This is a genomic window from Lentibacter algarum (assembly GCF_040580765.1).
Classification (GTDB): Bacteria; Pseudomonadota; Alphaproteobacteria; order Rhodobacterales; family Rhodobacteraceae; genus Lentibacter; species Lentibacter algarum.
Map to the genome: position 1 here is coordinate 2,161,666 of NZ_CP158687.1, position 24,371 is coordinate 2,186,036.

Genomic DNA, 24,371 nt, shown 5'->3' on the forward strand with positions numbered 1-24,371 from the left:
CCTGTTTTGGTTAGCGCTTCCTCACGAAAACGCATTAATCTGACGAATCAGTGTGACCAATCTGCGCCATGAGCGCCGCAAAGGCCTCACGTTCGGACTTACTGATTCGAGCGCCGTTCTTGCCGAGGTCGTATTCGGTGTTGTCTTCCTGTGTGCCACTTTGCGCGCGCCCCACAGCTGCGGCGGCCTGAGACAGCCGCCACGTCACGGCTTCGTCGGCCAAATGGGCAAGGTCTTCCTCGGCTTCGGCGATTTCGGCTTTGAGCCCCCGGTGGGCCTCAAGTTTGGCGAGCTCCTCGGCCAATGTCATGCGCACGAGGTCTTCGTCCGCCGCCTCTTTGAGCGCGGGGACTATGCGCAGATGGGGGGTGGCGAGCAGATTTTCAAGCGTCTCATAGCCCAAACGTTCGGCGGCCTCTTCATAGGCGGCGTCATAGGCTGTCGATCTGAGGCTCAAGACGACATGGCGCAAAGCTGAAAGCTCTGGCGTGTGGCAATCCATCCGCTCCAATGCGTAGTCAAAGTCGCGCGCAAGCGAAGGATGCCGCAGGAGCATGGCCAGAATGACAGTGATGCGCATGCGCTCTTGGGAGGCGTCGTTGCCTGCAGCGAGGTAGCTGTTTTTTGTTTCCGTGAGGACAGGCGGCTGCGGCGGCTGCCATCCGCCTTTGCCACGGGTCTTTTGAAAGCCGCCTTGCCGCTGCCCGCCGCCCGAAGGCGCCCACGCCTCACGTTTGGGGCGAAAGAGATCATAACGCATCTCTTTGATCGCCTCGCCGTAATGGCTTCGAATAGAGGGATCGCGGATCAGCTTGATTTTCTCACGTAATGCCTTGTCGAGTGCAGCCTTGCGCTCGGGGCTGTCATATACGCGACCTTCGGTTTCGCGGCTCCACAGGAGGTTGACCATGGGGATGGCCTCCTCAACGAGCTTGCGTACAGCCCCTGCTCCCTCGGCGCGGATCATATCGTCTGGGTCTTTGCCCTCGGGCATCAGCGCAAAGCGCAGAGATTTGCCCGCTTCAAGCAATGGCAAAGCGATATCAACCACGCGGTGCGCGGCACGAAGGCCGGCGGTATCGCCATCAAGCGCGATCACTGGCTCATCGGAGACACGCCAGAGCATCTGGAGCTGATGCTCGGTGACGGCTGTGCCGAGCGGCGCAACGGAGCCTTCAAACCCCGCCTCTGAGAGCGCGATCACATCCATATAGCCCTCGGCTACAATCAAGGGCGCGCCCTTGCCCGCCGCCTCGCGCGCGGGCGCGTGGTTGTAAAGCGTGCGGGATTTGTCAAAGAGCGGTGTCTCTGGCGAGTTGAGATATTTGGCGTTGTCGGCGGGGTCCATCGCGCGGCCACCAAAGGCGATGCAGCGTTTGCGGATGTCGCGGATCGGGAACATGATCCGGTTGCGGAACGTATCATAGGGCTTGCCGCCCTTTGCGCTCGGCTTGGCGAGACCCGCCTCAATGATCAGATCGGGCGCAACGCCTTTGCCTGTGAGGTGATCCCAAAGATTTTGCCAGCCGTCGGGGGCAAAGCCGATTTCAAAGCGCTCTTGTGTGCTCTCTTTGAGGCCGCGCTTGTCCAGATAATCACGCGCAGGCGCACCAGCCCCTGTCTTGAGCTGGAGGCGGTAGAATTGCACCGCCTGTTCCATCACTTTGGCGAGCTCTGTGTGCTTGTCAGCCTTTTCCTGAGCGCGCGGATCGCGTTCGGGGATCGGCATACCTGCCTCACGAGCCAGTATCTCAACGGCCTCCATGAAGCCGACATTTTCTGTGTCTTTTATGAAGGAAATCGCATCACCTTTGGCGTGACAGCCAAAGCAATAATAATAGCCCTTGCGGTCATCGACATGAAAGGAGGCGGATTTTTCGTGATGAAAGGGGCATGGTGCCCACATGTCGCCCTTGCCTTGGTTTGACTTGCGCTGATCCCACATGACTTTGCGGCCCACGACCTGCGAGAGCGAGGTGCGGGTACGAAGCTCATCAAGAAATCCGGGTGGCAGCGACATCTGCCTAATATGGGGCCTGAGCGCGCGGGCGGCAAGCGCTCAAACGTAACTTACTCGGGCTCAAAGGCCGCGCATTGTTCAATGAAGACTGCGGGCACATCATTGGCCTTCAAGTCTTTGCGCGGCAAAGTGTAAATATAGCCGACCAGCAGAGGGATTGCGCCTTGGAGCGCCTCTTCTGTGCTGGCCTTGATGGCTTCTTTGGCTTTGGTCTCGTTGGTTCGCTTGAGGCGTAGTGCAACGGCCTTCGTCACAATCTCGCCTTGGGCTTCACAGCGCGCTTTGCGCTCTTGGGCTGTTTCGGCCTGAGCCGTTGTCGCTGCGGTCATCAGCATGAAGGCGACTGTGGTTGTGAGCAGGTGTTTCATGGCGTCTCTCTTCTCAGTTTCAGCCAAGCCTAGCGGAGCAGGCCGGGAGAGTCAGCGAAGAATTCCGCAGACAGTCACGCAACCGGCACAAGCGCGCCGATCAGGGCCTGTATTCACCGCGTGCCATATGCCAATGCAACATAATCGGCGGGGCAAAGAGCAGAAGCCAGCCAAACGTCAGGTAGACATAGATCAGCGCGGGCCACCAAAGCACAGCAAAGACAAGGCCGACAGCGCCCGCCATACGGATCGCCTGTTTTTGCGGGAGAAACCGCAAGAGGCCCAGCTGAAGAAGCTTGCCGCCATCCAGCGGCTGTACAGGAATGAGATTGAAGACAAAGAGCGCAAGATTCAGCCGGGCAAAGAGCATGAGATAGCTGCCGATCGCATCTAAGCCCATCGCAGGGCTTGAAAAAATCCACCAAGACAAAAGCGAGGCCAGCGCCCAGAGCGCAAGGTTGACCAGCGGTCCCATAGCGACAATCAGCTCTTGCTGGTGGCGGGAGGCAGAGCGCGCATGTTCACAAAAGCCGCCACCGCCATGAAGCACGATCCGCGTCACAGGCACGCCTTGGATGAGGCACCCCCAAGCGTGGCCAAGCTCGTGCAGATAGATTGACGTGAGAAGCATCGCCACAAGGATGCCAACCCAGAGGATATTACTCAGCCCCGCAAGAAAAAGAAGTAGACCGGCCAATATGACAAGCGACTGGCTAACATCGACGCGCACGCCGAAGAGACCTTTCACAGAAAACAGCGTTGGACCCGTTTGAAACATGGCGCATGTTTGCGCCGAAGTCTTGGCAGCAGCAAGTGCAAAAGGCGCTGGTTTTGGATTTGTGAGCGGGTAAACTGAAGCCATGACAGAGCATATTGTGATATTGACGGGCGCAGGCATATCGGCCGAAAGCGGGCTTGGAACCTTTCGGGACGAGGGAGGGCTTTGGGCGCAGCACAGGATCGAAGATGTGGCGACTCCCGAAGGGTTCGCGCGTGATCCGGAGCTTGTGCAGAGATTTTACAACATGCGTCGCGCGGAAGCCGTCAAAGCCGCGCCCAATGCAGCGCATCGCGCCTTGGCTGCCCTTGAGGCGGTACACGATGTGCTTATCGTCACACAGAATGTTGACGGGCTTCACGAGGCCGCAGGATCAAAAAACGTGCTTCACATGCACGGAAGCCTTGCGCGCGCGATGTGTGCCACCTGCCAAGCGCGGTGGGATGCGCCTTTGGTCATGACTGTGTCTGATGCCTGCCCGAGCTGCGGCGCAAAGGCCACGCGGCCTGACATCGTCTGGTTTGGCGAAATCCCTTACGGGATGGAAAAAATCGACGCGGCCTTGAGCCAAGCCACGCTTTTTGCCTCGATCGGCACCAGTGGCAATGTCTACCCTGCAGCAGGCTTTGTCGCCGAGGCGCGCCGCCTTGGTGTGCCCACGGTTGAACTCAACCTTGAGCCATCTGCGGGGTATTCGATGTTTGACGAGGTGCGGATCGGCCCTGCGAGCGAGACGGTTCCCGAGTGGGTTGCCGACTTCTCCTAACCCTTCAGCTCTTTCGTTCCAGAAATATCCCGAGGGGCGTGTCATAAGCCCTAAGGCTTATGACATGGGGGCAGAGCCCCTACTGAGCGGCACCGACATGCAGCGCGACCCCTTGAAGATCAGCTGTCGCCGTCTTTTTTCATTGTGCCGTGGTTCATCTGCATACCGCCGTGCATGGGCTTGCGCTCCAGATCGACTGGCACTTCGACAACAACATCGCCAGCCTTCTCAAAGGTCAATGTGACCGTGACCATATCATCTTGCTCCATGGCGTCGTTGAGGCCCATGAACATAACGTGCTGACCGCCACGTTGCATCATGATGGTCTCGCCTGCGGCAACAGGGAAGCCCTCTTCAACATGGGTCATTTTCATAACGCCGTTTGCGTCTTCGATATGGGTGTGAAGCTCGACGCGCTTCGCAATCTCCGAGCTTGCGCCAATCAGGCGATCGTCTTCACCTGTGTGATTCTCGATCACGATAAAGGCCGCGCCTGCGGAGGCGCTCATGCCTGCCGCGCGGGCATAGCTGTCTTTGATCATCATGCCATCGGCAAAGGCCGGCATCGCGAGGGCAGCAGCGGCAACGGCCGCCATAAGAGTCGTTTTGAGAGTCATAGCTCTACCTTTCAGTGAATTTATAAAGAGTTAGGGTGGCCCAAAGGCCTGTCTGTAAAAAATCAGACGGTTGCGGGCGGGCCGCGAGCGCTGGCTTTTAAGATGCCGAGAGCGGGCGCGCGCGCTCCATGGGTAAAGCTTACGCGCTCGCCCCCGACCATCACGCGCAGCGGCGCCGTGACGGGGGCGGAAAAATCAGCAAATAGAGCAAGGGCACACTCAGGGCAGATATGGGCGGGGCCCGTGGGCTGGCCTGAGGCATCAACTGACACGGCCAGAGGGCCAGTGCCTGTGCAAATGACTATCTCACCTGTTGGCGAGGTCATCATGCGAGCTTCGGCCATAGCTTGCCCTGTGAGCACCAGAACGGCGACCACAAAGGCGGAGATATATGAGCGCAAAGCTTTCATAAGCGGAGACTTAAGCGACAGCGCGAAAGTTGCAAGGGGACAAAATGAAACAGCCCCGCCGAAAGGCAGGGCTGTTCAAATAACGAAACGTCAAAAGAGCTTAAGCTTCAGCTGTTTGAGCTTTGCTGATGTCTTTTTTCATTTTCAACGCGCGCGCTGAGAGCTCGGCGTCTTTGGCTTTTGCCAAGAACTTGTCCAAACCACCGCGGTGATCGACAGAGCGCAGAGCGTGAGCAGAGATACGCAGTTTGAAGCCGCGGCCCAGTGTCTCTGACTGGAGCGTCACGTCGTTCAAGTTTGGCAGAAAGCGACGGCGCGTTCTGTTTTTGGCGTGGCTCACATTGTTGCCAACCATCGGGCCTTTTCCGGTCAATTCGCAAACGCGTGACATGGGTTCATCCTCATTTTAGTCTTAGAGCCAGCAATCACTGCGGCCATATAATAGGACACCGAAAAACGGCCTCCGTGAATTCTGTTTGGTGTCATTAGGCGGAATCACCTGCCCCGTCAAGCCGATAGAGGTGCTCTTTGAGCAGATTTCGGCGGGCTGCGCTTCTCGTTTGTCTAGCTGGCAAGAAAGCCGCCTGATTGATGTGCCCAAAGGTCTGCATAGATGCCACCCTTGGCGATGAGTGCATCATGCGTGCCTTGTTCAACGATCGCACCGTCTCGCATGACGATGATGCGGTCCATGGCGGCGATGGTTGAGAGGCGGTGAGCAATCGCCAGCACGGTTTTGCCTTCCATAACACGCGTCAGCGCAGTCTGGATCGAGGCTTCGACTTCACTATCAAGCGCGCTTGTGGCCTCATCCAGCACAAGAATCGGTGCGTCTTTCAGGATCGCGCGGGCCAAAGCGATGCGTTGGCGCTGACCGCCCGAGAGCTTCACGCCGCGCTCGCCCAAATGGGCATCATACCCGCGACGGCCCTGCCCATCTTGCAGAGTTTCGATAAAATCTTGGGCTTCGGCTTTGTTCACAGCCGCAGCGAGGACAGCCTCGCTCGCATCGTCGCGGCCGTAAGTGATGTTGTCTCGCGCCGAGCGATTGAAGAGTGCGGTCTCTTGCGTGACCATGCCGATCGCGCGACGCAGGCTTGGCTCTGTCACATCTGATATGTCTTGCCCGTCAATCGTGACGCGGCCTGCTTCTGGATCATAAAGCCTGAGCAAAAGAGACACGAGCGTGGACTTGCCTGCGCCTGAGGCCCCCACGATCCCGAGCTTTTCGCCAGCTTTGATCTTGAGTGAGATGCCGTTGACCCCGCCAATCTCGCGGCCGTAGGAGAACGTCACATTCTCAAACCTGATTTCACCTTTGGGCACTGCGAGCGAGGCCCCTGCCCCAGCGCGCAGGCGTTTGGCGGGGGCGAGTGTGCGCATACCGTCTTCGACCTCACCGAGGTGCATATAGATTGTCATCAAGACAAAGCTGATCCAACCCGACATTTGCGCGAGGCGGATAGAAACAGCGCCTGTGGCCGCGATATCGCCTGGCGTAACGCCTGAGTCGCGCCAGAAGAGCGCAGCGCCAAGAAGCGCCACGGGCAGACAGCCTGCAATAAAGATCAGGCCATAGCGAAAGATTGAGCTCAGCTCACCGAAATCAACTGCACGCTCGCGCAGGGTTTCGAGGACATCGGCTGTCGCGGCTTCTTCAACAGCGTCGCCAGCAAAAAGCTTTACTGTTTTGATGTTGGTGATTGTATCGACCACCTGCCCTGAAACCATGGCTTGCGCGGCGGCGCGCACTTTTGAGCGGGCGCGGATACGCGGCAGGAAGTATCGCAGATAGCCACCGTATAGGACGATCCAGCCAAAGAGGATGAGCAGAAGCCGCAGATCAATTGCCGCGACGAGGATAGCGGAGCCGATCACCGAGGCGAGCGCGAATAGGATAGCATTGACCGTCTCGATCACCACTTCGGTGAGCGAACGGGTGGCCTGCACCTGCTTTTGCGCGAGGCGACCCGCGTAGTCGTCATCAAAATATCCGACCGATTGACCCAGCGTCCAACGGTTGAGACGCCCCAAAATTTGCTTGAAAAGGTTGGGCCCAAGCACAACCGACTGAAACGCTGCATTCAGGCCAAAGAAGGCAGGGCGCAGGCCAATGAGGAGGAACACTCCGAAGGCCAGCAGCGAGATGTGGTCGCCCAAAGGGGCATCGCTTGCTGTGAGATCAACAACTTCGCCAAGCACATACATCGACAGGACTTCGGAGGCCCCTGACAAGGCGGATATAAACCCTGCCAGAGCGATCACGGGCCATGCACCGCTAATACACCAGCGCGCGAAGCCCCAAAGCTCGGTTGGCGGCGCGCCACGCGCAGGGCGAGACGGGTCAATCAGGCTTGCGGCCCTCCAGACGAGGCGCTGATAAGCGGTGTCGGCCATTATTCTGCTGCCTCTTCTTCTGCGCCGTCGGCGAGAAACCCGCCTGACTGGCGCGCCCAAAGATCGGCATAGACACCGCCACGCGCCAGCAGCTCTTTATGTGTGCCCTCTTCAAGGATGAGACCCTTATCGAGAACGACGATCCTGTCCATCTGCGCGATGGTCGAAAGACGGTGCGCGATGGCGATCACGGTTTTGCCGCGCATCATACCATAAAGCGTGTCCTGAATGGCCGCCTCGACCTCGCTGTCCAGAGCGCTTGTTGCCTCGTCGAGCAGCAGGATCGGAGCGTTTTTGAGGATCACGCGGGCAAGTGTGATGCGCTGACGCTGACCACCCGAAAGCTTGACACCTCTTTCGCCCACATGAGCAGACATGCCGCGGCGGCCCTCTGGGTCTTGCAATGTGTCGATAAACTCCAGCGCCTCAGCTTCTTTTGCTGCCTGCCAAATTTCGGCGTCCGTTGCATCGGGGCGGCCATAGGCGATGTTTTCGCGCAGTGATCTGTGGAGAAGCGAGCTGTCTTGTTGCACCATGCCGATCTGGCGGCGCAGGCTGTCTTGGGTCACACGGGCGATGTCCTGACCGTCGATCAAGATGCGCCCTGCTTCGGCATCATAAAAGCGCAACAGCAGCTTCACCAGCGTCGACTTACCCGCACCCGAGCGCCCGACGAGGCCAACTTTTTCGCCTGCCTTGATGGTCAGGTTCACCCCTTCAAGGCCGCCAATATCGCGGCCATATCGGTGGGTCAGGTTTTCAATTTTGATTTCGCCTTTGGCGATTTGGAGGGACGCAGCGCCTTTTGCATCGGTAAGGTCAATCGGCTGGGCAATGGTTTCCATGCCTTCGGCCACAACACCAAGCTGGCGAAAAAACGAAGTCAGCGCCCACATGATCCAGCCCGTCATTGCATTCAGCCGTAGCGTGAGAGCCGAAGCCGCCGCGACGACGCCGACGGAAGCTGTGCCTTGCATCCAGAGATAGATCGCCCAACCCACCACGCCCACGATAAGCACACCGTTGAGCAGAGTGAGGACAAAATCCATCACCGAATAGATGCGCATTTCTTCAATGAAGGTGCGACGGGCCTCCTCAATAGCTTCGCGGGCGAAGTTGATCTCACCGTCATGATGGGCAAACATTTTGACTGAGTGGATATTGGTATAGCTGTCCACCACACGACCTGTGACGGCGGAGCGGGCATCGGAGGCCTTTTGCGAAGCGGGGCCAACACGCTTCAATGTCCATTGCATGAGCAAGCCATAGCCTATGAGCCAGACTGCGAGCGGCAGCATCAAGCGCATATCGGCCCCATAGAGCAGGACCGCCGCGCCCACGATATAGGCCACAGAATATGTGAGAGCGTCAAAAACTTGGAACACCGCCTCACCTGCGGCGGGAGGAGTTTGCATGATACGGTTGGCAATCCGGCCTGCGAAATCGTTTTCAAACCAGCCGACGGACTGGCGCAGCACATGATTGTGCGCACGCCAGCGGACCAATGTGCCAAGATTGGGCAGGATCGTATTGTTGAGAAGCAGCACATCCAGAAACTGGATTGCGGGACGGATGAGCAGCACAAAGAGGGCCAGCCCGATCAGAAAGCTGCCATGCGCAGCCCAGACATCAGCGGGCGTGCCCGTCAGCACATCAACCAGCCAGCCTGTATAATAGATCAGGGCTATTTCGATGGCGGCGACGACAATCGAGAGAATGCCTGCCGCCCAGAACACAGTTTTGAATGGGCGCGTATAGCCGAGCATGAAGCGCCAAAGTGTTTTGGGCGGAACATCTTCATGTGGATAGGATGTATAGGGATCAACGAGGGTTTCGAAATAGGTGAAAAGCTTTTTCATGATCTGGAGCCTTGGAAATAAGATATGTCCGCGCAGCACGGCGCGGGCTTTGGAGGTTTTTCGCCGGGGCTTTGGCGATCACCCTTTCTTGTTCCAGATCCCGTAAAACATGAGTCCCTCCTTGTTCACTTGTGAAGGGTAGCGGAGCGCTGGTGGGGTGTCACCCCTAGAAGTGACGCTCTTGCACTGAGCTCTTACGATGTGTGTGAGCCACGGCGCTCAGGCGCGGGACCAATCCCCCCACCCCCTAGGATATTTCTGGAAAGAGGAAGCAAGCAGATCAGCCGCGCTTGACCCAGTCAGTCGCAGATCGCTTTGAGCGCCGTCCATTCAACATCTGTCAGCACAGAAGACGTCTTGGACTGTGTTTCTGCATGAGCGCGGGATTTGTCGGCGCGCGCTTGTGAGGGCGGGTGAGTGTTGAGATAAGCGGGCAGTGCGGGGCCGCCGCCTTCCAGTCCGAGAATGTAATCAAAAAAACTGGCGAGGCCTTCGGAACTGACTTCTGCCTCATGCAGTGCCTCCAGGGCAAAATCATCCGCGAGAATTTCAGCCTCACGGGTATAACTTGTCGAAATAAGATGCTCTGTGACAAGAACTGCGAGCGTACCACCAGAGAAATCGCCCAGAACCATGGACAATAGGCCTGCAGAGCCCGCAGCGCGCAAAGCGCCGATGGTCGCGTCGCGGTTTTCGACGTGGCCAATTTCATGGGCCAGAACGCCCGCGACGGCATCTGCGCTTGTGGCCTTGTCCAGAAGTCCACGCACGATCACGATCTGCCCACCAGGGGCCGCGAAGGCATTGACCATCTCATTATCAAAGACCTTGATATCAAGGTCATACTCCATCTCGCGTCCCTCGATGAGGCGCGCCTCCATTTTATGCAGCGCAGCGAGACCTGCTTCGTTATTGCAGGTGAGGTCAGTCTCTGCCGAGCCCGCCAGAAACCACTCCATCTGATTGACAACGGCACGGCCAAACTGGACCTCGCGCTCACGCGGCATGATATGAGCAAGGCTTGTGGCCATAGCAGGCAAGATCACAAAGATCATCGCGAGGACAGCGACAACAGCCACTGTGAGCTTTGCAACCACCCGTGCACCCGTGCCTTTGTGAATGTCGCGGCGGGTTAGATAGGGCGCTGCGCGGCGCAAGGCTGCATTCATTGCACCATCACGGCAAGAGAGACGCGCTTCGTGGTGCAGAGTTTCGTCTTCGCCTTCAATATGAAGCGCAAAGCTAAGCCAGCCGCCTTGAGGCTGATCGCGCAAGAGGCGCAACTCGGCCAGCGGCCATTCTTCGGGCTGCTCAAGCGCTTCTCCATCAAAGCTCAGAAGGCCCCGCACCTCATCAAGACGGAGGATGACTTTGTGTTTGGCAGCGGATGAGCCGTCAAAGAAGCTCCCCTCCGCTTCAAGCATCAGATTGCGCCACCAATATCGAGCGCATCGGCAAAGCCTTCAGCATCCACACCTGTTTCCATCGCACGTTGCTGGATATCGTTGAGGGCGTCCGCGTTATGGACAGTAAAATTTGTGATGAAATGCGCGATGGTGGGCTGGGTGATAAACACCAGCGTCATCGCACCGAGGAGCACAAGCGCGATCAGATAGAGGACAACCCCGAGAACGCCGACCAGACCCATATTGCCAATGCCAGCCATGCTCATCGCTGCGCCAAAGAGCAGCCCGCCGATAAAGACCAAAACTGCCACAACGACGGCCATGATCAATGCACCGATGATATAGATTTTTATGACTTCGCCTGTTGTCGGGGTGGCTGTGAAGGTGATCTGATCACCGAGCCTGCGGTTTTCGGCCATGTAGCGAAAGCTGTGGACGCGGTAGTAGACGAAGCCGACCATGAGCCAGATATAGCCAACAAGGGCTGCGATACCCATAAGGGCTTCGGACTGGGCAGCGCCGCCGATGGCGACGCCTGCGATGAGCACACCAAGACCGATAAACACATGCTTTGCGGCCCCATAAAGTGCTGTCCATTTTCCGCCCTGCTCAAAGCGGGCGTCTCCGAAATAGCTTCGATCGGCCATGTATTTTTCAAGTTTGAAATTGCCGAGAGGAAAGAGAGCGCCAAAGCTCACCAATGTCAGAAGACCATAGCCGATGGCGCGCGCGGCGAAGCCCCATGCGCCTTTTTCCATGCCAAAGCGCACGCCCCGCCAGCGGGTACGCGCCATTTTATAGCGGCGGGCGCGATACATGGCGTAAAATATCAGCGGCAGCAAGGCAAAGAGGTTGATGTAAATCAGGGCATTCAGGGCAAGTATTCCTTGCGGTGTCTCCAGATCGACAGAGTAGCTCAGACCCAAAAAGAAGAGCAGCATTTGCACGACGCCCAGATAAATCGCGAGGGCCACAATCGCGACGAGAAACCCGAGAAACTTCTCAAGGCCTGTGCCCGTGTATTCAAATGCGTCGCCATCGCCGACTGTGGAGGACCAGATATATTTGCGGATGCGCGTTTTGCCCCAGAAGCGGTAAATACCGAGTGTCACAAATGTGAGAAGAGCTACGCTTATCGCGAGAGGGAAAAGTTCTCCTCTCGTGCCGCGATACTGGCCATTAATTTGCCCTGATGTGCTCATTCTTTAAATCCTCACTGTTGAAATCGCTCTCGCGCTGAAAGCTTAACCAAGATTATGAAGGCCATAGGGCTAATCACGCAAGTTATATTGCGTTTATTCAGTCAAACTTCATATTACGTGGGAAGCCGTAGGGTGGGCGTTTGCCGACCCCTGCCCGCTTGCCGAGCCAGTCAGACAGGTCGGGTTCTGTGCGGGTTTTACCGCCACCCATCGCCCAGCTGAGGCCCTCGGACCACGTGAATGTGGTCAGATCAGAGAGGCCGCCATCAAGCTCAAGCGCGCCCTGCTTGCCGCGAGCCATGTTATACTTCTGCAAACGCACGCCTTTGCCACGGCCAAGCTCAGGCAATTCTGCAACGGGGAACACAAGGAACTTGCCGTTTTGGCTGACGATGGCGACATGATCGCCAGTGAGCGGCTTACAGATCATAGCGCGAGCATCATCTTTGACATTCAGCACTTGTTTGCCTGATTTGGTCTGCGCCAACACTTCCTCTTCGGGAACAACGAAGCCGTTCCCCTCTGAGGACGCGAGCAACAGCTTGCGGCCCTTTTGGTGCACAAAGAGAGAGACAATCTCGGCCTCATTGGGCAGATCAACCATGAGACGTAAGGGCTCGCCCATGCCTCGGCCACCTGGAAGATTGGCCGCACCCAGCGTGTAGAAGCGCCCGTTTGAGCCCATCAATACGATTTTGTCTGTGGTCTCGGCATGAAAGGCAAATCGGGCTTCATCACCATCTTTGAACTTGAGCTCACGGGTCAGATCAATGTGGCCCGACATGGCGCGGATCCAGCCCATTTTAGAGCAGACGATAGTGATCGGCTCTTTCTCGATCATAGCTTCAAGCGGTACATCCTCGACTTCGCCCGCCTCAGCAAAGAGCGTACGGCGCGCGCCGCCTTCGTAGTCTTTGCCAAAGGTTTTCTTGGCAAGCTTGAGCTGATCGGCAATGGCGGCCCATTGCAGGCTGTCACTTTCGAGCAAGTCTTCAAGGCCTGCGCGCTCTTCCATGAGCTTATCTCGCTCGGCGACAAGCTCCATCTCTTCAAGTTTGCGCAAAGAGCGCAGCCGCATGTTTAGGATCGCGTCGGCTTGCGCCTCTGTCAGGCCATCATCCGAGCCAGCTTTGGGCGAAACATAGTCGCTCTCGTCAGTGGCACGCACAAATGTCTGGCCCCAGTCTTCCCGCATCAAGGCGGCCTTGGGCTCGTCATCGTAGCGAATGATGTCAATGACACGGTCGAGATTGAGGAAGGCGATGATAAAGCCTTCGAGCACCTCAAGGCGCACATCAATCTTTTCCATCCGGTGCTGACTGCGCCGGATGAGGACTTCGCGGCGGAAATCAAGGAAGGCGCGCAGCACCTCTTTCATCGAGCAAACCTTGGGCGTAACGCCGTCAATCAACACGTTCATGTTGAGCGAGAAGCGCGTCTCAAGATCTGAATTGCGGAACATCATGTTCATCAGAACGTCAGGGTCGACGTTCTTGGAGCGCGGCTCGAGCACAAGGCGGATATCTTCGGCGGATTCGTCGCGCACATCACCAAGGATCGGGATTTTTTTCAGCTGGATCAGCTCGGCGATCTTTTCGATCAACTTGGACTTCTGCACCTGATAGGGGATTTCCGTGATCACGATCTGCCAGAGGCCGCGCCCGAGGTCTTCGACCTCCCATTTGGAGCGTAGGCGGAACGAGCCACGGCCTGTGCGATAGGCCTGCGCGATATTTTCGCGCGGCTCGACAATTGTGCCGCCTGTTGGAAAATCGGGGCCCGGCACAAAACCAAGCAGAGTATCGTCGCGCGCATCAGGTGTCTTGATCAGATGAAGGCAGGCATCGATCAGCTCAGCGATATTGTGCGGCGGGATATTTGTCGCCATGCCCACAGCGATCCCTGTGGAGCCGTTGGCGAGGAGATTGGGAAAGGTCGCAGGCAGAACCGCAGGCTCTTCGAGACGCCCATCGTAGTTGGGGCGATAGTCTACCGCGTTTTCGGCCAGACCTTCGAGCATAGATTCGGCAACCACTGTCATGCGCGCTTCTGTATAACGCGCGGCGGCAGGGTTATCGCCGTCGATATTGCCGAAGTTGCCTTGTCCGTCAACGAGCGGATAGCGCACGTTGAAGTCCTGTGCGAGGCGAGCCATCGCATCATAGATCGCAGCATCACCGTGAGGGTGAAAATCACCCATTGTGTCGCCAGAAATCTTTGCAGACTTGAGGAAACCGCCTGTAGAACTGAGGCGCAAGCGGCTCATCGCATAGAGGATACGGCGGTGCACGGGTTTGAGGCCATCACGGGCATCGGGCAACGCACGGTGCATGATCGTGGAGAGCGCATAGGTGAGATAGCGCTCGCCAATGGCGCGGCGCAGCGGCTCTAGGTGCTCGACCTCGGGCGTATCTTCATCATCGATCAAATCGCTCATGGGGCGTGTGTAAAGGCTTTCGCAGGCGGATTGAATCCCCAAAATGCCTGTTGACGTTGCATTTATACAAAATGGGGAAACTCCCTAAATGATTCTCCTCCTTTTTGCTCGCGAATCGCGTAAGGTGGTGCCAAGGGTTTTGTGGGTTTTACGTAAGGGGTTGTGCCAAATGTGGCGTTTTATTTTAGTAACTTTCGGTTTTTTGTTTTTTGCTTTTTATGAGTTGAGTGGCGGCGCGGACTACGCGCCAAAAGACGGATCGCGCCAATCAGTGGCTGCAGAACGCGCCCAAGCCGCAGAACAAAAGCGCCTCGCATTTCTTCAAGCAAAACCGAGAGAAAAAGCCCCCCTTCCCGTCGCTGCTGAAGTGATTACCGGTGGCGATGACACGGTTGTTCTGGCCTCTGCTGGTGGAAGCGCGTTGCCGCTGCCAAAGCCCAGCGCGGTGACACTCGACCAAGCAGTAATTGATGTGGCGAAAGCCGAAAACCTCACCGAAGTTGCAGCCAGCGCATCTACCAACACCGCCTTTGGCGACGACATTCGCGAAGTCACGGGCGGGCGTGTGAACCTGCGCCGTGGACCCGGAACAAACTTTAACGCCGTCGGCAGACTGACCCACGGCGAGCAAGTCTTGGTGCTTTCTGAAGAGAACGGCTGGGTCAAGCTGCGCGTCCTTGAGACTGGACGCATAGGGTATATGGCTGATTTTCTGGTTTCGGACGCAGCCAACTGAGCCTTGCCAGAACGTGATGCGCCACGTAAGCGGGCAAGATGAGCAAAACAATTCTGATCACAGGCTGCTCCTCGGGGCTTGGTTATGACGCGGCACACGGGCTGAAACAACGCGGCTGGAGGGTTTTTGCAACTTGCCGCAAGGAAGCAGATTGTGCGCGGCTCAGGGGCGAAGGCTTAGAGAGTTTTCGGCTCGATTATGCATCAAGCGAAAGCATAGACGCGGCCGTCGCCGAGGTTCTTGGGCGCACGGGGGGAACGTTGGATGCGCTCTACAACAATGGAGCCTTTGCTCTGCCCGGCGCTGTCGAAGACTTACCGCGAGAGGGCTTGAGAGAGATTTACGAGACAAACCTCTTTGGTGTCCACGAACTGAGCTGCAAGATCATTCCAGTAATGCGCGCACAGGGGCACGGGCGGATCATCAACTGTTCTTCTGTGCTGGGCCTTGTGCCTATGCGCTGGCGTGGCGCGTATTCCAGCACGAAATTTGCGCTTGAAGGCCTTACGGATACGCTGCGCATCGAGATGCGCGACACGCCGATCCACATTATCACGGTTGAGCCTGGGCCGATCACTTCGGATATCCGCAAGAACTCAATCGGACCATTTGAGCGGCACGTAAATTGGCAGGCCTCGCCACGACGGGCGCAATATGAGGACAGTCTCTTGAAGCGGCTTTATACACCCACCGAAGGGCCTGATCGCTTTGAGCTTCCAGCCTCGGCTGTTACAAAAAAGCTCATTCATGCGCTGGAAAGCGCGCGCCCGAAACCAAGATATTTTGTCACCACACCGACCTATCTTATGGCGGCGGCGCGGCGGATTTTGCCAACTCGACTTCTAGACTGGCTGATCGCGAAGAGCTGAGACGGCGTTCGCGCCAAACGATAAATAGCCCTCCTGCCGCGATGAGAAACGCGCCCGGGAAGAGATCAGACCAAGGCGTTTCACTGTAAAAGAGCCAGCCGAGGACGAAAGCCATCGGAATACCAAAATAGCTGAAGGGGGCAAGGTTGCTTTGCTCGGTCATGCGGTAGGCCATAACGTAGAGCAGCACAGCGACGCCACCGAAGAAGCCCATCAGCATGATCCATCCAAGGTCTGTCCAGCTTTGTAACAAGCTGAACCCGCCCCAAAAGAAGGCGAGCACAAGCGACCCGAACAGCGCGGCACTGGCCGAATAGACATTGACCAGCGGGGTCACGACATCTTCATCAAAGAGACGCGCCGTGACGGCAGTGCTTGCATAAAGCGCAGCTGCTCCGAGGGGCAAGAGCGCGGCGGCTCCAAACGCCTCACTGCTTGGCCCAACGACAAGGATCACTCCCAAAAAGCCAATCAGAACAGCGAGCCAGCGCATCGGGCCGACCCTTTCGCCCAAAAGTGGCCACGCGAGCGCGGTGGCAAAAATGGCGGAGGCGTAGCTCAGGGTTGAAGCTGTCGCGAAGGGCATAAAGACAAGCGAGCCATAAAACATGAGCTGCGCGAACGAAACGAGCAGCCCACGCAGAAAGCCGAGTTTCCACTGACGGATTTTCCAACGCTTGCCTGCGTTGCGCCAGCGCGCCGAGGCATACAGCGCGATAAGACTTGGCACGAGGCCGAAGACATTGCGGTATGCAGACAGCTCTGCCGAGGTATAGCGGGGCGAAAGATGCTTGATGATCAGGCCCATCAAATCAAAAAACAGCAGCGCCGCGAGGCACAGTAGGATGGCGAGAACAGTGTTATCGCCCGCACGCGGGCCTGAAGGCTGTGTCATGGCGCGACGCTAGCGGCAATCTGACCCGTGCGCCAGATTTGCCCTCGTAATCCTGAAAAAAACCTCTAGATGGGATGAAAGCTTATAAAAAAGGGGGCCAAGTCATGGCTGGTGATCCACTTTTTCTTGTTACTGCCGTAGCCTGTGTGGCTGTTCTGATCATTTTGATGATCGGTGTTGGCGGCTTCGCCAAAGGCGGCGAATTTAACCGCAAACACGCAAACCGCATCATGCGTTGGCGGATCGGAGCGCAGTTTATTGCTGTCGCGCTGATCCTGCTGTTCGTTTGGTTGCGTTCGGGAGGATAAAACTATGGTTGTATTGAACAAAATTTATACGCGCACTGGCGACCGTGGTGACACGGCTTTGGGCAATGGCTCACGGGTTGCAAAGCACTCAGCACGCGTTGCGGCCTATGGCACGTCAGACGAGCTAAACGCGACGATTGGTGTCGCGCGTCTGAATGCTGAGGGCGAGATGGACGCAGCATTGGCGCGCATCCAGAACGATCTTTTCGATCTTGGCGCTGACCTTTGTACGCCTGATATCGACAAGGACGAACAGGCCGAATATCCGCCCCTGCGCATGATCGAAGAGCAGGTGAAGCGCTTGGAGGCCGAGATTGACGTGATGAATGCGGACCTCGAGCCGCTCCGCAGCTTTATTCTGCCCGGTGGATCGGCATTGGCGGCACATCTCCATATCTGCCGCACCGTTTCACGCCGCGCTGAACGCAAAACAACCGAGCTTGCCTCGACAGAAGAAGTCAACGAATGGGCGGTAAAATACCTTAACCGCCTGTCTGACTGGTTCTTTGTTGCTGCGCGCCATAGCAATGACGGCGGCAAGGCCGATGTACTTTGGGTTCCGGGCGCGAACCGCTAGGCCGAAAGTCTTACGCCAATCACATGAGAAAACGCCCTGCCCTTGCGCGGGGCGTTTTTGTTTTTGGTGATGGGCGCGGGGCGCTTACTCTGCGGAAAAGCTGTGTGTCGTAATATTTTTGCAAAGATCAGGCCTGAAAAAGCCATAACGCGGCGTCTCTGAGACAAAACGTGACGATTTTGCCCTGTTATGCCTTCGAGCGAGGCGATATTCAGGCAGAGGAAAATATGGAGTCGCTTCAGCGGCCAAATGAAACCTTAAAGGAGTGACCGCCAATGAAGGTGCTTGTGCCTGTCAAACGCGTGATCGACTATAACGTGAAAGTTCGTGTTAAAGCGGATGGATCGGGTGTTGATCTTGCCAACGTAAAAATGTCGATGAATCCATTCGACGAGATTGCCGTGGAAGAGGCCATTCGCCTCAAGGAAGCTGGCAAAGCCGAGGAAGTCATTGCTGTCTCTATCGGTGTGAAGCAAGCGCAGGAAACTCTGCGTACCGCTTTGGCGATGGGTGCGGATCGTGCGATCCTTGTGGTTGCGACAGATGATGTTCATCAGGATATTGAGCCACTCGCTGTTGCCAAAATTCTCGCCAAAGTGGTCGAAGAAGAGCAGCCTGGTATCGTGCTTGCGGGCAAGCAAGCGATCGACAACGACATGAACGCGACAGGGCAGATGCTCTCAGCGCTTCTCGGCTGGTCGCAAGGCACATTTGCTTCCGAGCTTGACGTGCAGGGCGACAAAGCTGTTGTCACGCGTGAAGTAGACGGCGGCTTGCAGACGATCAATGTGACGATGCCTGCCATCATCACCGTTGATTTGCGTCTCAACGAGCCGCGCTATGCGAGCCTGCCCAACATCATGAAAGCCAAGAAAAAGCCGCTGGATGAAAAGACAGCTGCGGATTACGGCGTTGATGTCACACCGCGTCTGGCTGTTGTCTCGACAACAGAGCCAGAAGCGCGCAAGGCTGGCGAAATTGTTGGCTCGGTAGACGAGCTTGTGGCGAAACTCAAAGAAGCGGGGGCAGTGTAATGTCGGTTCTTCTTCTCGCAGAAGTAAACAATGGCGAGCTTGCCATGGACGCGACGGCCAAGGCCGTGACAGCGGCTGCCAAGCTCGGGGATGTCACGGTTCTGGCGTGCGGCGCATCTGCTGCGGCAGCTGGTGCGGCAGCGGCGACGATCAAAGGCGTGAGCAAAGTGCTCGTGGCTGAAGATGCCAGCCTCGGCCACCGCCTTGCGGAGCCAACGGCAGCACTGATCGTCAGCCTTGCAGGCGATTACGAGCATATCGTTGCGCCAGCGACAACAGACGCCAAGAACGTGATGCCACGGGTTGCGGCACTTCTCGATGTGATGGTGATCTCTGACGCGTCAGGCGTTGTAGATGGCAACACATTCGAGCGTCCGATTTACGCGGGCAACGCGATCCAGACGGTCAAATCGTCAGACGCCAAAAAAGTCATCACTTTCCGCACATCAACCTTTGATGCGGCAGAGACAGGTGGCTCAGCAAGCATTGAAACCATTTCAGCAGTTGCAGACCCTGCGCTTTCGTCATGGGTTGAAGACAAGGTCGCGGCCTCTGATCGCCCTGAGCTGACTTCGGCTGGTGTGGTTGTCTCTGGTGGCCGTGGTGTCGGCTCGCTGGATGACTTTAAGATGATCGAACAGCTCGCCGACAAGCTCGGCGCAGCCGTCGGCGCCTCGCGCGCGGCTGTGGACTCAGGCTACGCGCCGAACGACTGGCAAGTGGGTCAGACGGGTAAGGTTGTTGCACCTGAGCTTTATGTGGCTGTCGGGATTTCTGGAGCGATCCAGCACCTCGCGGGCATGAAAGACAGCAAGATCATCGTGGCGATCAACAAAGACGAGGAAGCGCCGATCTTCCAAGTCGCGGACTACGGCCTCGTCGCGGATCTGTTTACCGCTGTGCCAGAGTTGATGGAAAAGCTGTAAGCAACACGCCAAAGACAAAAAGAAGGCCCGCTGATTTGGCGGGCCTTTTCTTTTGTGGGCTAAAGGAACTTAGCCCTTCAATGACAGCGTATGCTCTCGCAGCCAGCTCATGAAGCCGCGGGGGTCTTTCTCTAGCAGTTCCATTTGCGCGTCGGTCAGTGGCTCGCCGACGACGGGAGCTTGGTCTTTGTTGCAGCTGTGGACAACCTCGTGCAGCAAGAGGCCTTGGCGCAGGGTGGCGGAAATGCGGTTGGCGATCTGGTAGAGGCGTGAGTTGGACCCCGGGTAGAAGATCGGGACCACGCGCGCGCCTGAGCGGCGGATCATCTGGGCTGTGAAGACGTTCCACTCGCGCTCGATTACGGGGCCGAAGGCTGTATCAGATGAGGCGACAACGCCTGAAGGGAAGAGCGCGACAAGGCCACCCTGCTTGAGATGCGCCATAGCCTTGGCACGCATTTCGACAAACTTTTTCTGCGCATCGTCCTCATAGGGAAACGGCACAGGGATCATGTATTCGGTAGCGGCCTCGTCTATCCCTGTGAGCAGAGCGCGCGTGAGAATACGGTAGTCATTGCGCACGCGTCCAACGAGATCGGCAAAGATCATCCCGTCAACCAGCCCATGGGGGTGATTGGCAACAACGACAACAGGGCCATCTGTGGGAATACGGTCGAGCTGTTCTTGAGGCGTTTTGAGCTCGATGCCCATCACTTTGAGAACGGCAGGCCAGAAGGCTTGGCCAGTGGGTGGACCTTGGCGCTCAAACTTACGCACAAGTCGCAGGATCGTCAGCTTGCCAGTGAACCACTCGATGGCTTTAATAATGATTGCCTTAGCGGGGCTGTCAAAAGAGTTGGCGTAGGTGAGCGAGCGTCGGTCGTAGGTGTTTGGCACCACGCCCTCTTCCGTCACGATCGGCTTGTTTTGCGTGTGCTCTACCAATGTGTGCTCCGGGTTACCCTGCGCGTTTGCGCCTACATGTCCTCTCCGAACCTGTCTGCCACAAGAGCCTCAAGCGCAACAGCCAGAGCCTCGGCGTCAGGGCCCGAAGTTTCAACGTCAATAGAGCTTCCGCGCGCTGCTGCCAACATTAAAAGTCCCATGATGCTGTCACCGCTGGCGCTCATCCCGTCTTTTGAAACTTCGGCCCGAGCATCAAAGCCTTCGACCACTTCGACGAGCTTTGCTGAAGCGCGGGCGTGAAGGCCCTTCTCGTTAATAATTTCCAGTCGCTTTTGATGTGTCCCCGACATCGGCGCGCTCCTTATATCTGTGAGCTTTATGTAATTTGTTGACTGTCTATGTATTTACGTCCCGCATCAAGCGCCAGACGCACCGCATCGGGTACAGATTTGTGGCGCGATTTCGCGAGTTTGACGAGCATGGGCAAATTGGCCCCGTACAGGATGCGACGATTGTCACAACGGCAAGCCATAAGAGAGAGATTTGAGGGGGACCCACCAAACATATCGGTAACAACGACGACGCCTTGTCCCTGATCGACGCCATCAGCTGCGGCGCAGATTTCGGCTTCTTTGTCAGTACGGTCACAATCAGCTTCAATCGTGACTGCGCGCACACCTTGCTGGCGGCCCACGACATGTTCGACTGCGGCCAGATATTCCGCTGCCAATCCGCCATGTGCGACTATCACGATCCCGATCACGTCTTTCGTTCCTCTATAGGCTGCGTAGCAGTTGGCTTTACGCCATGCGCTGCTCGCTCCAGTTCGCGGTGTCTAATTGACACTTGCCAGCCCTCTTCTGCAAGGGCTTTCGCCAGTCTTTCCGTTAGGGTAACAGAACGGTGACGCCCACCAGTACAGCCAAATGCGATAGTGAAATGGGTTTTGCCTTCGTCGCGGTAAGCAGGGAGCAGCTCGCGAGTGAGGCCGCTGACGCGATCAAAGAAGCTTTCAAAGCGCGCATCAGCCTCGACATAAGCTTGCACTGGTCGTTCGCGGCCATCACCGCTTCGCAAAGAGATGTCCCAATGAGGATTGCGCAGAAAGCGTGTATCAAACACCATGTCCGCGCCACGCGGCAGGCCGCGTTTGTAAGAAAAAGACTGCACCAAAACAGACAGGCGCGCGCCCGCTTCGCCACCAAAGAGACGGCCCAACTCGTCACGCAGATCATGCGGGGACAGCTCAGAGGTGTTGATCAAAATATCCGCACGCGTGCGAACAGAAGCGAGAATGTCCTGCTCTCGTGTGATGCCGATGGCTGGGTCTTCGCTGGGAGACAGCGGGTGCCGACGACGGGTTTCAGAATAGCGGCGCTGGAGCACATCTTCAGAACAATCGAGATAGAGCAGCTCAGCATCAAGACCATGCAGACCAATTGCTTCTTCAAGAACCTCAAGCAATGCAACGGCAGAAAAGTCTCGATTGCGCACATCAAGTCCAAGCGCGAGTGGACGATCAAGGGGCGGGCCGTCGAGCAGGCGTCCAATCATGCTCAAAGGGAGGTTGTCGATGGCTTCGTAGCCAAGATCTTCAAGCGCATTAATCGCCGTTCCGCGCCCTGCCCCTGAGGGTCCCGTAACAAGAACCAGCTGTTTGTGCGGCGTTTCCACGCTGTGCCCTTTCAAGGCTGTGCCCGTACAATCGAGCGTGACTATCAGGCGAAACGCCCGTCCTTAAGATATTGTAAAATCGCAGCAGGAAAATGGCTCCCCTCGACTTTGTGAACACTCGGAAATAAAAGTCCCATCAGCAGCTCTGTGTGCGAAGCGGGCAATCTTTGGTGCTCTATTGTGTCAAGATTGACAAGAAGAGCAAGGGGTGTTGGCTCTGCAGGTGACGCATTGAGGATTCCTACAAAACGCGCTTCGATTTGGCCACGGATCGCTTCGGGCGCGGAAGCAATCAACTTGTCCCCCTTGCGCGTGATAACTGTACGGTCATCAGAGACAAGCTCACATCCAAGCGCCATAAGTTGAAGGGCGAGCGCTGACTTCCCTGTCCCCGAAGCCCCCGTGATGAGCACAGCCCGCCCATTGCAGGCGACAGTGCTGGCGTGAACGGTGAGGGGAACAGACGGGTCAGGTTGTTCCATCTGCGCTTAAACCGGAAGGCCGACGACGAAGCGCGCACCAAGAGGCTCGGATGTAGCATCAACATCGGTTGGACGGATGTTTTCAGCCCAGATGACACCGTCGTGCGCCTCGACAATCTGTTTGGAAATTGCGAGGCCAAGGCCAGAATTATTGCCGAACTGTTGCTCTGGTCGCTCAGAATAGAAGCGCTTGAAGATTTTGGTGAGAGCCTCCTCAGGGATGCCGGGGCCTGTATCTTCGACCACGACAAGCACACGGTTTTCGCGCTGTCGCGCCCAAACGCGAATGGCATCGCCATCTTCGCAGAAGGAAATTGCGTTGCTGATCAAGTTGACAAAGACTTGGGCGACACGGGCTTCAAGACCTGCAAGAATGATAGGCTGCTTGGGCAGGTCTGAGATGAAATCAATACCTTTAGACTTGGCATCTTCGCCGAGAAACTGGCAAAGATTATCTAGCATTTTCAATAGGTCAAACTCTTCCTGCTCCTCTTTAACAAGCTCTGAATCGAGCCTTGAGGCGTTGGAAATATCGCTCACAAGACGATCAAGGCGACGAACGTCATGGTCAATCACACTGAGCAGCTTGTCGCGCTGATCATCACGCTTTGCGACACGGAGTGTACCCACTGCTGAACGAAGCGAGGCAAGCGGGTTTTTGATTTCATGGGCAACATCAGCTGCGAATTGTTCGTTCGCGTCGATACGGTCATAGAGGGCGGAGACCATACCGCGCAGAGCCCCTGAAAGGCGGCCAATTTCGTCGGGCCGTGCAGTAAGATCGGGAATGCGGATGCGGCCAGGGGCAACATTGCGGCTGTCACGATCACGGCCAAGCTCGGCAGATGCGGCGAGATCACTCAGCGGGTTTGCGATTGTGGAGGCGAGCACGAGGCTGAGGCCGATTGAGATGATCACACCGACGAGGAACATCTGGAGCACTCGCTCACGCTCTAGCCTCACCAGATAATCGATTTCACCTGATGTAGAGGCGAGCACAACGACGCCCACAACGTTCTGGCCTTGGCGCACGGGTGTCGCCACGGTGAAGCTGCCGCCTGTATCAAGAGCGTTGTTGATCTGGGATTGGCCGCCCATTGCGCCAACAACGATACTGCGTGCCATCACTTCAAGGGGGGGCTTTTCCGCCTTCCCGCCGCCAACAGGTGCGGAGACGAAAGACCAGAGCGCGTTGAGGCCGTCGGTCAGATAGGTCGCCGCGGGCTCATCGTTCACGCTCTCCAGATCGGCACTCAGACCGCGGCCTTCCATGCGCGCCACCAAGGTTTCGGCGCGATCAAAAAGCAGAACTTCAAGGCCTTCACGCAGATCGAGCCCTTGCAGTGCAGCCTCCGGATCAATCCCATCTCCTGTCGCGAGGTTGACGGGCGCACCCACAGGCATTTGCGCTTCGATCACATCAGCGACAAGCTCGGCTTCGCTGATCAGGCCTTTGGCGCGCTGCAGTGCCAAGCCGTCACGTGAGGAGTTGAGATATAGAATTCCCGCCAGAAGGAGCGACATGGCGATGAGGTTGAATGTGATGATTTTTCGAGCCAACGGTGAGCGGCGCAATGAGAAAAAACCGCGGCGCTCACGGCGCGCGCGGATATTCTCATCAACCGTGCTGCGCGGAGCGACAAAATCATCGCCCAGCACCACATCACCGTTTCGCTCTGGTGCCATGTTTTGCACCGCCATCCT

General features: G+C 56.8%; 25 protein-coding genes. 7 read left to right on the top strand and 18 right to left on the bottom strand.

The window, feature by feature from the left end:
* Positions 1-34: 34 nt before the first annotated feature.
* The 3 genes from dnaG to DSM117340_RS10640 all read right to left on the bottom strand — a co-directional run bounded on the left by dnaG (position 35) and on the right by DSM117340_RS10640 (position 3,250).
* Entirely contained in the window at positions 35-2,020 is a 1,986-nt protein-coding gene (gene dnaG / locus DSM117340_RS10630) for a DNA primase (RefSeq protein WP_089889312.1), read from the bottom strand.
* 50 nt (positions 2,021-2,070) lie between these two features.
* Positions 2,071-2,388, bottom strand: coding sequence for a hypothetical protein (locus DSM117340_RS10635; protein ID WP_089889309.1), 318 nt, complete (start codon positions 2,386-2,388; stop codon positions 2,071-2,073).
* 100 nt (positions 2,389-2,488) lie between these two features.
* Positions 2,489-3,250, bottom strand: coding sequence for a site-2 protease family protein (locus DSM117340_RS10640; protein WP_177170645.1), 762 nt, complete (start codon positions 3,248-3,250; stop codon positions 2,489-2,491).
* Here DSM117340_RS10640 and DSM117340_RS10645 point away from each other — a divergent pair.
* Positions 3,249-3,932, top strand: a complete 684-nt coding sequence (locus DSM117340_RS10645; RefSeq protein WP_089889302.1) for an NAD-dependent deacylase — start codon at positions 3,249-3,251, stop codon at positions 3,930-3,932. The genes DSM117340_RS10640 and DSM117340_RS10645 overlap by 2 nt on opposite strands.
* Positions 3,933-4,051: 119 nt before the next feature.
* Here DSM117340_RS10645 and DSM117340_RS10650 read toward each other — a convergent pair whose 3' ends face one another.
* From DSM117340_RS10650 to parC, 8 genes are all read right to left on the bottom strand, one after another.
* Positions 4,052-4,549: a copper chaperone PCu(A)C gene (locus DSM117340_RS10650; protein ID WP_089889300.1), complete on the bottom strand. Its 498-nt coding sequence runs from the start codon at positions 4,547-4,549 to the stop codon at positions 4,052-4,054.
* Between the two features lie 62 nt (positions 4,550-4,611).
* Entirely contained in the window at positions 4,612-4,959 is a 348-nt protein-coding gene (locus DSM117340_RS10655; protein ID WP_089889297.1) for a hypothetical protein, read from the bottom strand.
* 100 nt (positions 4,960-5,059) lie between these two features.
* Complete coding sequence (rpmB, locus tag DSM117340_RS10660) at positions 5,060-5,350, bottom strand: 50S ribosomal protein L28 (protein WP_089889294.1); 291 nt, start codon at positions 5,348-5,350, stop codon at positions 5,060-5,062.
* A 173-nt stretch (positions 5,351-5,523) separates the two neighbouring features.
* On the bottom strand, positions 5,524-7,356 hold the full coding sequence (locus tag DSM117340_RS10665) for an ABC transporter ATP-binding protein (protein ID WP_089889291.1): 1,833 nt from the start codon (positions 7,354-7,356) through the stop codon (positions 5,524-5,526).
* Entirely contained in the window at positions 7,356-9,215 is a 1,860-nt protein-coding gene (locus tag DSM117340_RS10670) for an ABC transporter ATP-binding protein (RefSeq protein WP_089889288.1), read from the bottom strand. The genes DSM117340_RS10665 and DSM117340_RS10670 overlap by 1 nt, the downstream gene beginning before the upstream one ends.
* A gap of 299 nt (positions 9,216-9,514) precedes the next feature.
* On the bottom strand, positions 9,515-10,639 hold the full coding sequence (locus DSM117340_RS10675; RefSeq protein WP_089889285.1) for a M48 family metalloprotease: 1,125 nt from the start codon (positions 10,637-10,639) through the stop codon (positions 9,515-9,517).
* A complete protein-coding gene (locus tag DSM117340_RS10680; RefSeq protein WP_089889282.1) occupies positions 10,639-11,823 on the bottom strand; it encodes a DUF898 family protein in 1,185 nt (394 codons plus the stop codon). Before DSM117340_RS10680 ends, DSM117340_RS10675 begins: the two co-directional genes overlap by 1 nt.
* 97 nt (positions 11,824-11,920) lie before the next feature.
* Positions 11,921-14,260, bottom strand: coding sequence for a DNA topoisomerase IV subunit A (parC, locus tag DSM117340_RS10685; protein ID WP_089889279.1), 2,340 nt, complete (start codon positions 14,258-14,260; stop codon positions 11,921-11,923).
* Positions 14,261-14,429: 169 nt separating this feature from the next.
* On the opposite strand from parC, the gene DSM117340_RS10690 reads away from it, so the two are divergent.
* A complete protein-coding gene (locus DSM117340_RS10690; RefSeq protein WP_177170644.1) occupies positions 14,430-14,996 on the top strand; it encodes an SH3 domain-containing protein in 567 nt (188 codons plus the stop codon).
* A 38-nt stretch (positions 14,997-15,034) separates the two neighbouring features.
* Positions 15,035-15,865: an SDR family NAD(P)-dependent oxidoreductase gene (locus DSM117340_RS10695; RefSeq protein ID WP_089889273.1), complete on the top strand. Its 831-nt coding sequence runs from the start codon at positions 15,035-15,037 to the stop codon at positions 15,863-15,865.
* Here DSM117340_RS10695 and DSM117340_RS10700 read toward each other — a convergent pair.
* A complete protein-coding gene (locus DSM117340_RS10700; RefSeq protein ID WP_089889270.1) occupies positions 15,801-16,760 on the bottom strand; it encodes a DMT family transporter in 960 nt (319 codons plus the stop codon). The two genes, DSM117340_RS10695 and DSM117340_RS10700, sit on opposite strands and share 65 nt — an antisense overlap.
* Before the next feature lie 104 nt (positions 16,761-16,864).
* Between DSM117340_RS10700 and DSM117340_RS10705 the strand changes: the two genes are divergently transcribed.
* From DSM117340_RS10705 to DSM117340_RS10720, 4 genes are all read left to right on the top strand, one after another.
* The gene (locus tag DSM117340_RS10705; RefSeq protein WP_089889267.1) at positions 16,865-17,068 is read left to right on the top strand and encodes a twin transmembrane helix small protein; all 204 of its coding nucleotides are present in this window, start codon (positions 16,865-16,867) and stop codon (positions 17,066-17,068) included.
* Positions 17,069-17,072: 4 nt separating this feature from the next.
* Entirely contained in the window at positions 17,073-17,645 is a 573-nt protein-coding gene (locus DSM117340_RS10710; RefSeq protein WP_089889265.1) for a cob(I)yrinic acid a,c-diamide adenosyltransferase, read from the top strand.
* A gap of 275 nt (positions 17,646-17,920) precedes the next feature.
* Positions 17,921-18,679 carry an electron transfer flavoprotein subunit beta/FixA family protein gene (locus tag DSM117340_RS10715; RefSeq protein ID WP_089889262.1) on the top strand — a complete coding sequence of 253 codons (759 nt, stop codon included), beginning with the start codon at positions 17,921-17,923 and terminating at the stop codon, positions 18,677-18,679.
* Complete coding sequence (locus DSM117340_RS10720; RefSeq protein WP_089889259.1) at positions 18,679-19,605, top strand: FAD-binding protein; 927 nt, start codon at positions 18,679-18,681, stop codon at positions 19,603-19,605. The genes DSM117340_RS10715 and DSM117340_RS10720 overlap by 1 nt, the downstream gene beginning before the upstream one ends.
* A gap of 69 nt (positions 19,606-19,674) precedes the next feature.
* Here DSM117340_RS10720 and DSM117340_RS10725 read toward each other — a convergent pair whose 3' ends face one another.
* From DSM117340_RS10725 to DSM117340_RS10750, 6 genes are read right to left on the bottom strand one after another with little or no spacing between them, the layout of a single operon-like run.
* The gene (locus DSM117340_RS10725) at positions 19,675-20,550 is read right to left on the bottom strand and encodes a lysophospholipid acyltransferase family protein (protein ID WP_089889255.1); all 876 of its coding nucleotides are present in this window, start codon (positions 20,548-20,550) and stop codon (positions 19,675-19,677) included.
* A 32-nt stretch (positions 20,551-20,582) separates the two neighbouring features.
* Positions 20,583-20,861 (bottom strand): HPr family phosphocarrier protein, encoded by a 279-nt coding sequence (locus tag DSM117340_RS10730; protein ID WP_089889252.1) that lies wholly within the window; start codon positions 20,859-20,861, stop codon positions 20,583-20,585.
* A gap of 26 nt (positions 20,862-20,887) precedes the next feature.
* Complete coding sequence (locus DSM117340_RS10735; RefSeq protein ID WP_089889249.1) at positions 20,888-21,274, bottom strand: PTS fructose transporter subunit IIA; 387 nt, start codon at positions 21,272-21,274, stop codon at positions 20,888-20,890.
* Positions 21,271-22,185: an RNase adapter RapZ gene (gene rapZ, locus DSM117340_RS10740; protein WP_245724388.1), complete on the bottom strand. Its 915-nt coding sequence runs from the start codon at positions 22,183-22,185 to the stop codon at positions 21,271-21,273. The genes DSM117340_RS10735 and rapZ overlap by 4 nt, the downstream gene beginning before the upstream one ends.
* Before the next feature lie 44 nt (positions 22,186-22,229).
* Positions 22,230-22,667 (bottom strand): HPr kinase/phosphatase C-terminal domain-containing protein, encoded by a 438-nt coding sequence (locus DSM117340_RS10745; RefSeq protein ID WP_089889242.1) that lies wholly within the window; start codon positions 22,665-22,667, stop codon positions 22,230-22,232.
* Between the two features lie 6 nt (positions 22,668-22,673).
* Entirely contained in the window at positions 22,674-24,368 is a 1,695-nt protein-coding gene (locus DSM117340_RS10750) for a sensor histidine kinase (protein WP_245724387.1), read from the bottom strand.
* Positions 24,369-24,371: the final 3 nt, after the last annotated feature.

What these genes read in the sequence shown, in the direction of transcription:
- DSM117340_RS10720 (WP_089889259.1), top strand. Translation starts at nt 18,679, where the DNA reads ATGTCGGTTCTTCTTCTCGCAGAAGTAAACAATGGCGAGCTTGCCATG.
- parC (WP_089889279.1), bottom strand. Translation starts at nt 14,260, where the DNA reads ATGAGCGATTTGATCGATGATGAAGATACGCCCGAGGTCGAGCACCTA.
- DSM117340_RS10665 (WP_089889291.1), bottom strand. Translation starts at nt 7,356, where the DNA reads ATGGCCGACACCGCTTATCAGCGCCTCGTCTGGAGGGCCGCAAGCCTG.
- rpmB (WP_089889294.1), bottom strand. Translation starts at nt 5,350, where the DNA reads ATGTCACGCGTTTGCGAATTGACCGGAAAAGGCCCGATGGTTGGCAAC.
- DSM117340_RS10650 (WP_089889300.1), bottom strand. Translation starts at nt 4,549, where the DNA reads ATGACTCTCAAAACGACTCTTATGGCGGCCGTTGCCGCTGCTGCCCTC.
- DSM117340_RS10680 (WP_089889282.1), bottom strand. Translation starts at nt 11,823, where the DNA reads ATGAGCACATCAGGGCAAATTAATGGCCAGTATCGCGGCACGAGAGGA.
- DSM117340_RS10670 (WP_089889288.1), bottom strand. Translation starts at nt 9,215, where the DNA reads ATGAAAAAGCTTTTCACCTATTTCGAAACCCTCGTTGATCCCTATACA.
- DSM117340_RS10690 (WP_177170644.1), top strand. Translation starts at nt 14,430, where the DNA reads ATGTGGCGTTTTATTTTAGTAACTTTCGGTTTTTTGTTTTTTGCTTTT.
- DSM117340_RS10645 (WP_089889302.1), top strand. Translation starts at nt 3,249, where the DNA reads ATGACAGAGCATATTGTGATATTGACGGGCGCAGGCATATCGGCCGAA.
- DSM117340_RS10655 (WP_089889297.1), bottom strand. Translation starts at nt 4,959, where the DNA reads ATGAAAGCTTTGCGCTCATATATCTCCGCCTTTGTGGTCGCCGTTCTG.
- DSM117340_RS10745 (WP_089889242.1), bottom strand. Translation starts at nt 22,667, where the DNA reads ATGGAACAACCTGACCCGTCTGTTCCCCTCACCGTTCACGCCAGCACT.
- DSM117340_RS10730 (WP_089889252.1), bottom strand. Translation starts at nt 20,861, where the DNA reads ATGTCGGGGACACATCAAAAGCGACTGGAAATTATTAACGAGAAGGGC.
- DSM117340_RS10675 (WP_089889285.1), bottom strand. Translation starts at nt 10,639, where the DNA reads ATGCTTGAAGCGGAGGGGAGCTTCTTTGACGGCTCATCCGCTGCCAAA.
- DSM117340_RS10750 (WP_245724387.1), bottom strand. Translation starts at nt 24,368, where the DNA reads ATGGCGGTGCAAAACATGGCACCAGAGCGAAACGGTGATGTGGTGCTG.
- dnaG (WP_089889312.1), bottom strand. Translation starts at nt 2,020, where the DNA reads ATGTCGCTGCCACCCGGATTTCTTGATGAGCTTCGTACCCGCACCTCG.
- DSM117340_RS10705 (WP_089889267.1), top strand. Translation starts at nt 16,865, where the DNA reads ATGGCTGGTGATCCACTTTTTCTTGTTACTGCCGTAGCCTGTGTGGCT.
- DSM117340_RS10695 (WP_089889273.1), top strand. Translation starts at nt 15,035, where the DNA reads ATGAGCAAAACAATTCTGATCACAGGCTGCTCCTCGGGGCTTGGTTAT.
- DSM117340_RS10710 (WP_089889265.1), top strand. Translation starts at nt 17,073, where the DNA reads ATGGTTGTATTGAACAAAATTTATACGCGCACTGGCGACCGTGGTGAC.
- DSM117340_RS10715 (WP_089889262.1), top strand. Translation starts at nt 17,921, where the DNA reads ATGAAGGTGCTTGTGCCTGTCAAACGCGTGATCGACTATAACGTGAAA.
- DSM117340_RS10700 (WP_089889270.1), bottom strand. Translation starts at nt 16,760, where the DNA reads ATGACACAGCCTTCAGGCCCGCGTGCGGGCGATAACACTGTTCTCGCC.
- DSM117340_RS10640 (WP_177170645.1), bottom strand. Translation starts at nt 3,250, where the DNA reads ATGGCTTCAGTTTACCCGCTCACAAATCCAAAACCAGCGCCTTTTGCA.
- DSM117340_RS10635 (WP_089889309.1), bottom strand. Translation starts at nt 2,388, where the DNA reads ATGAAACACCTGCTCACAACCACAGTCGCCTTCATGCTGATGACCGCA.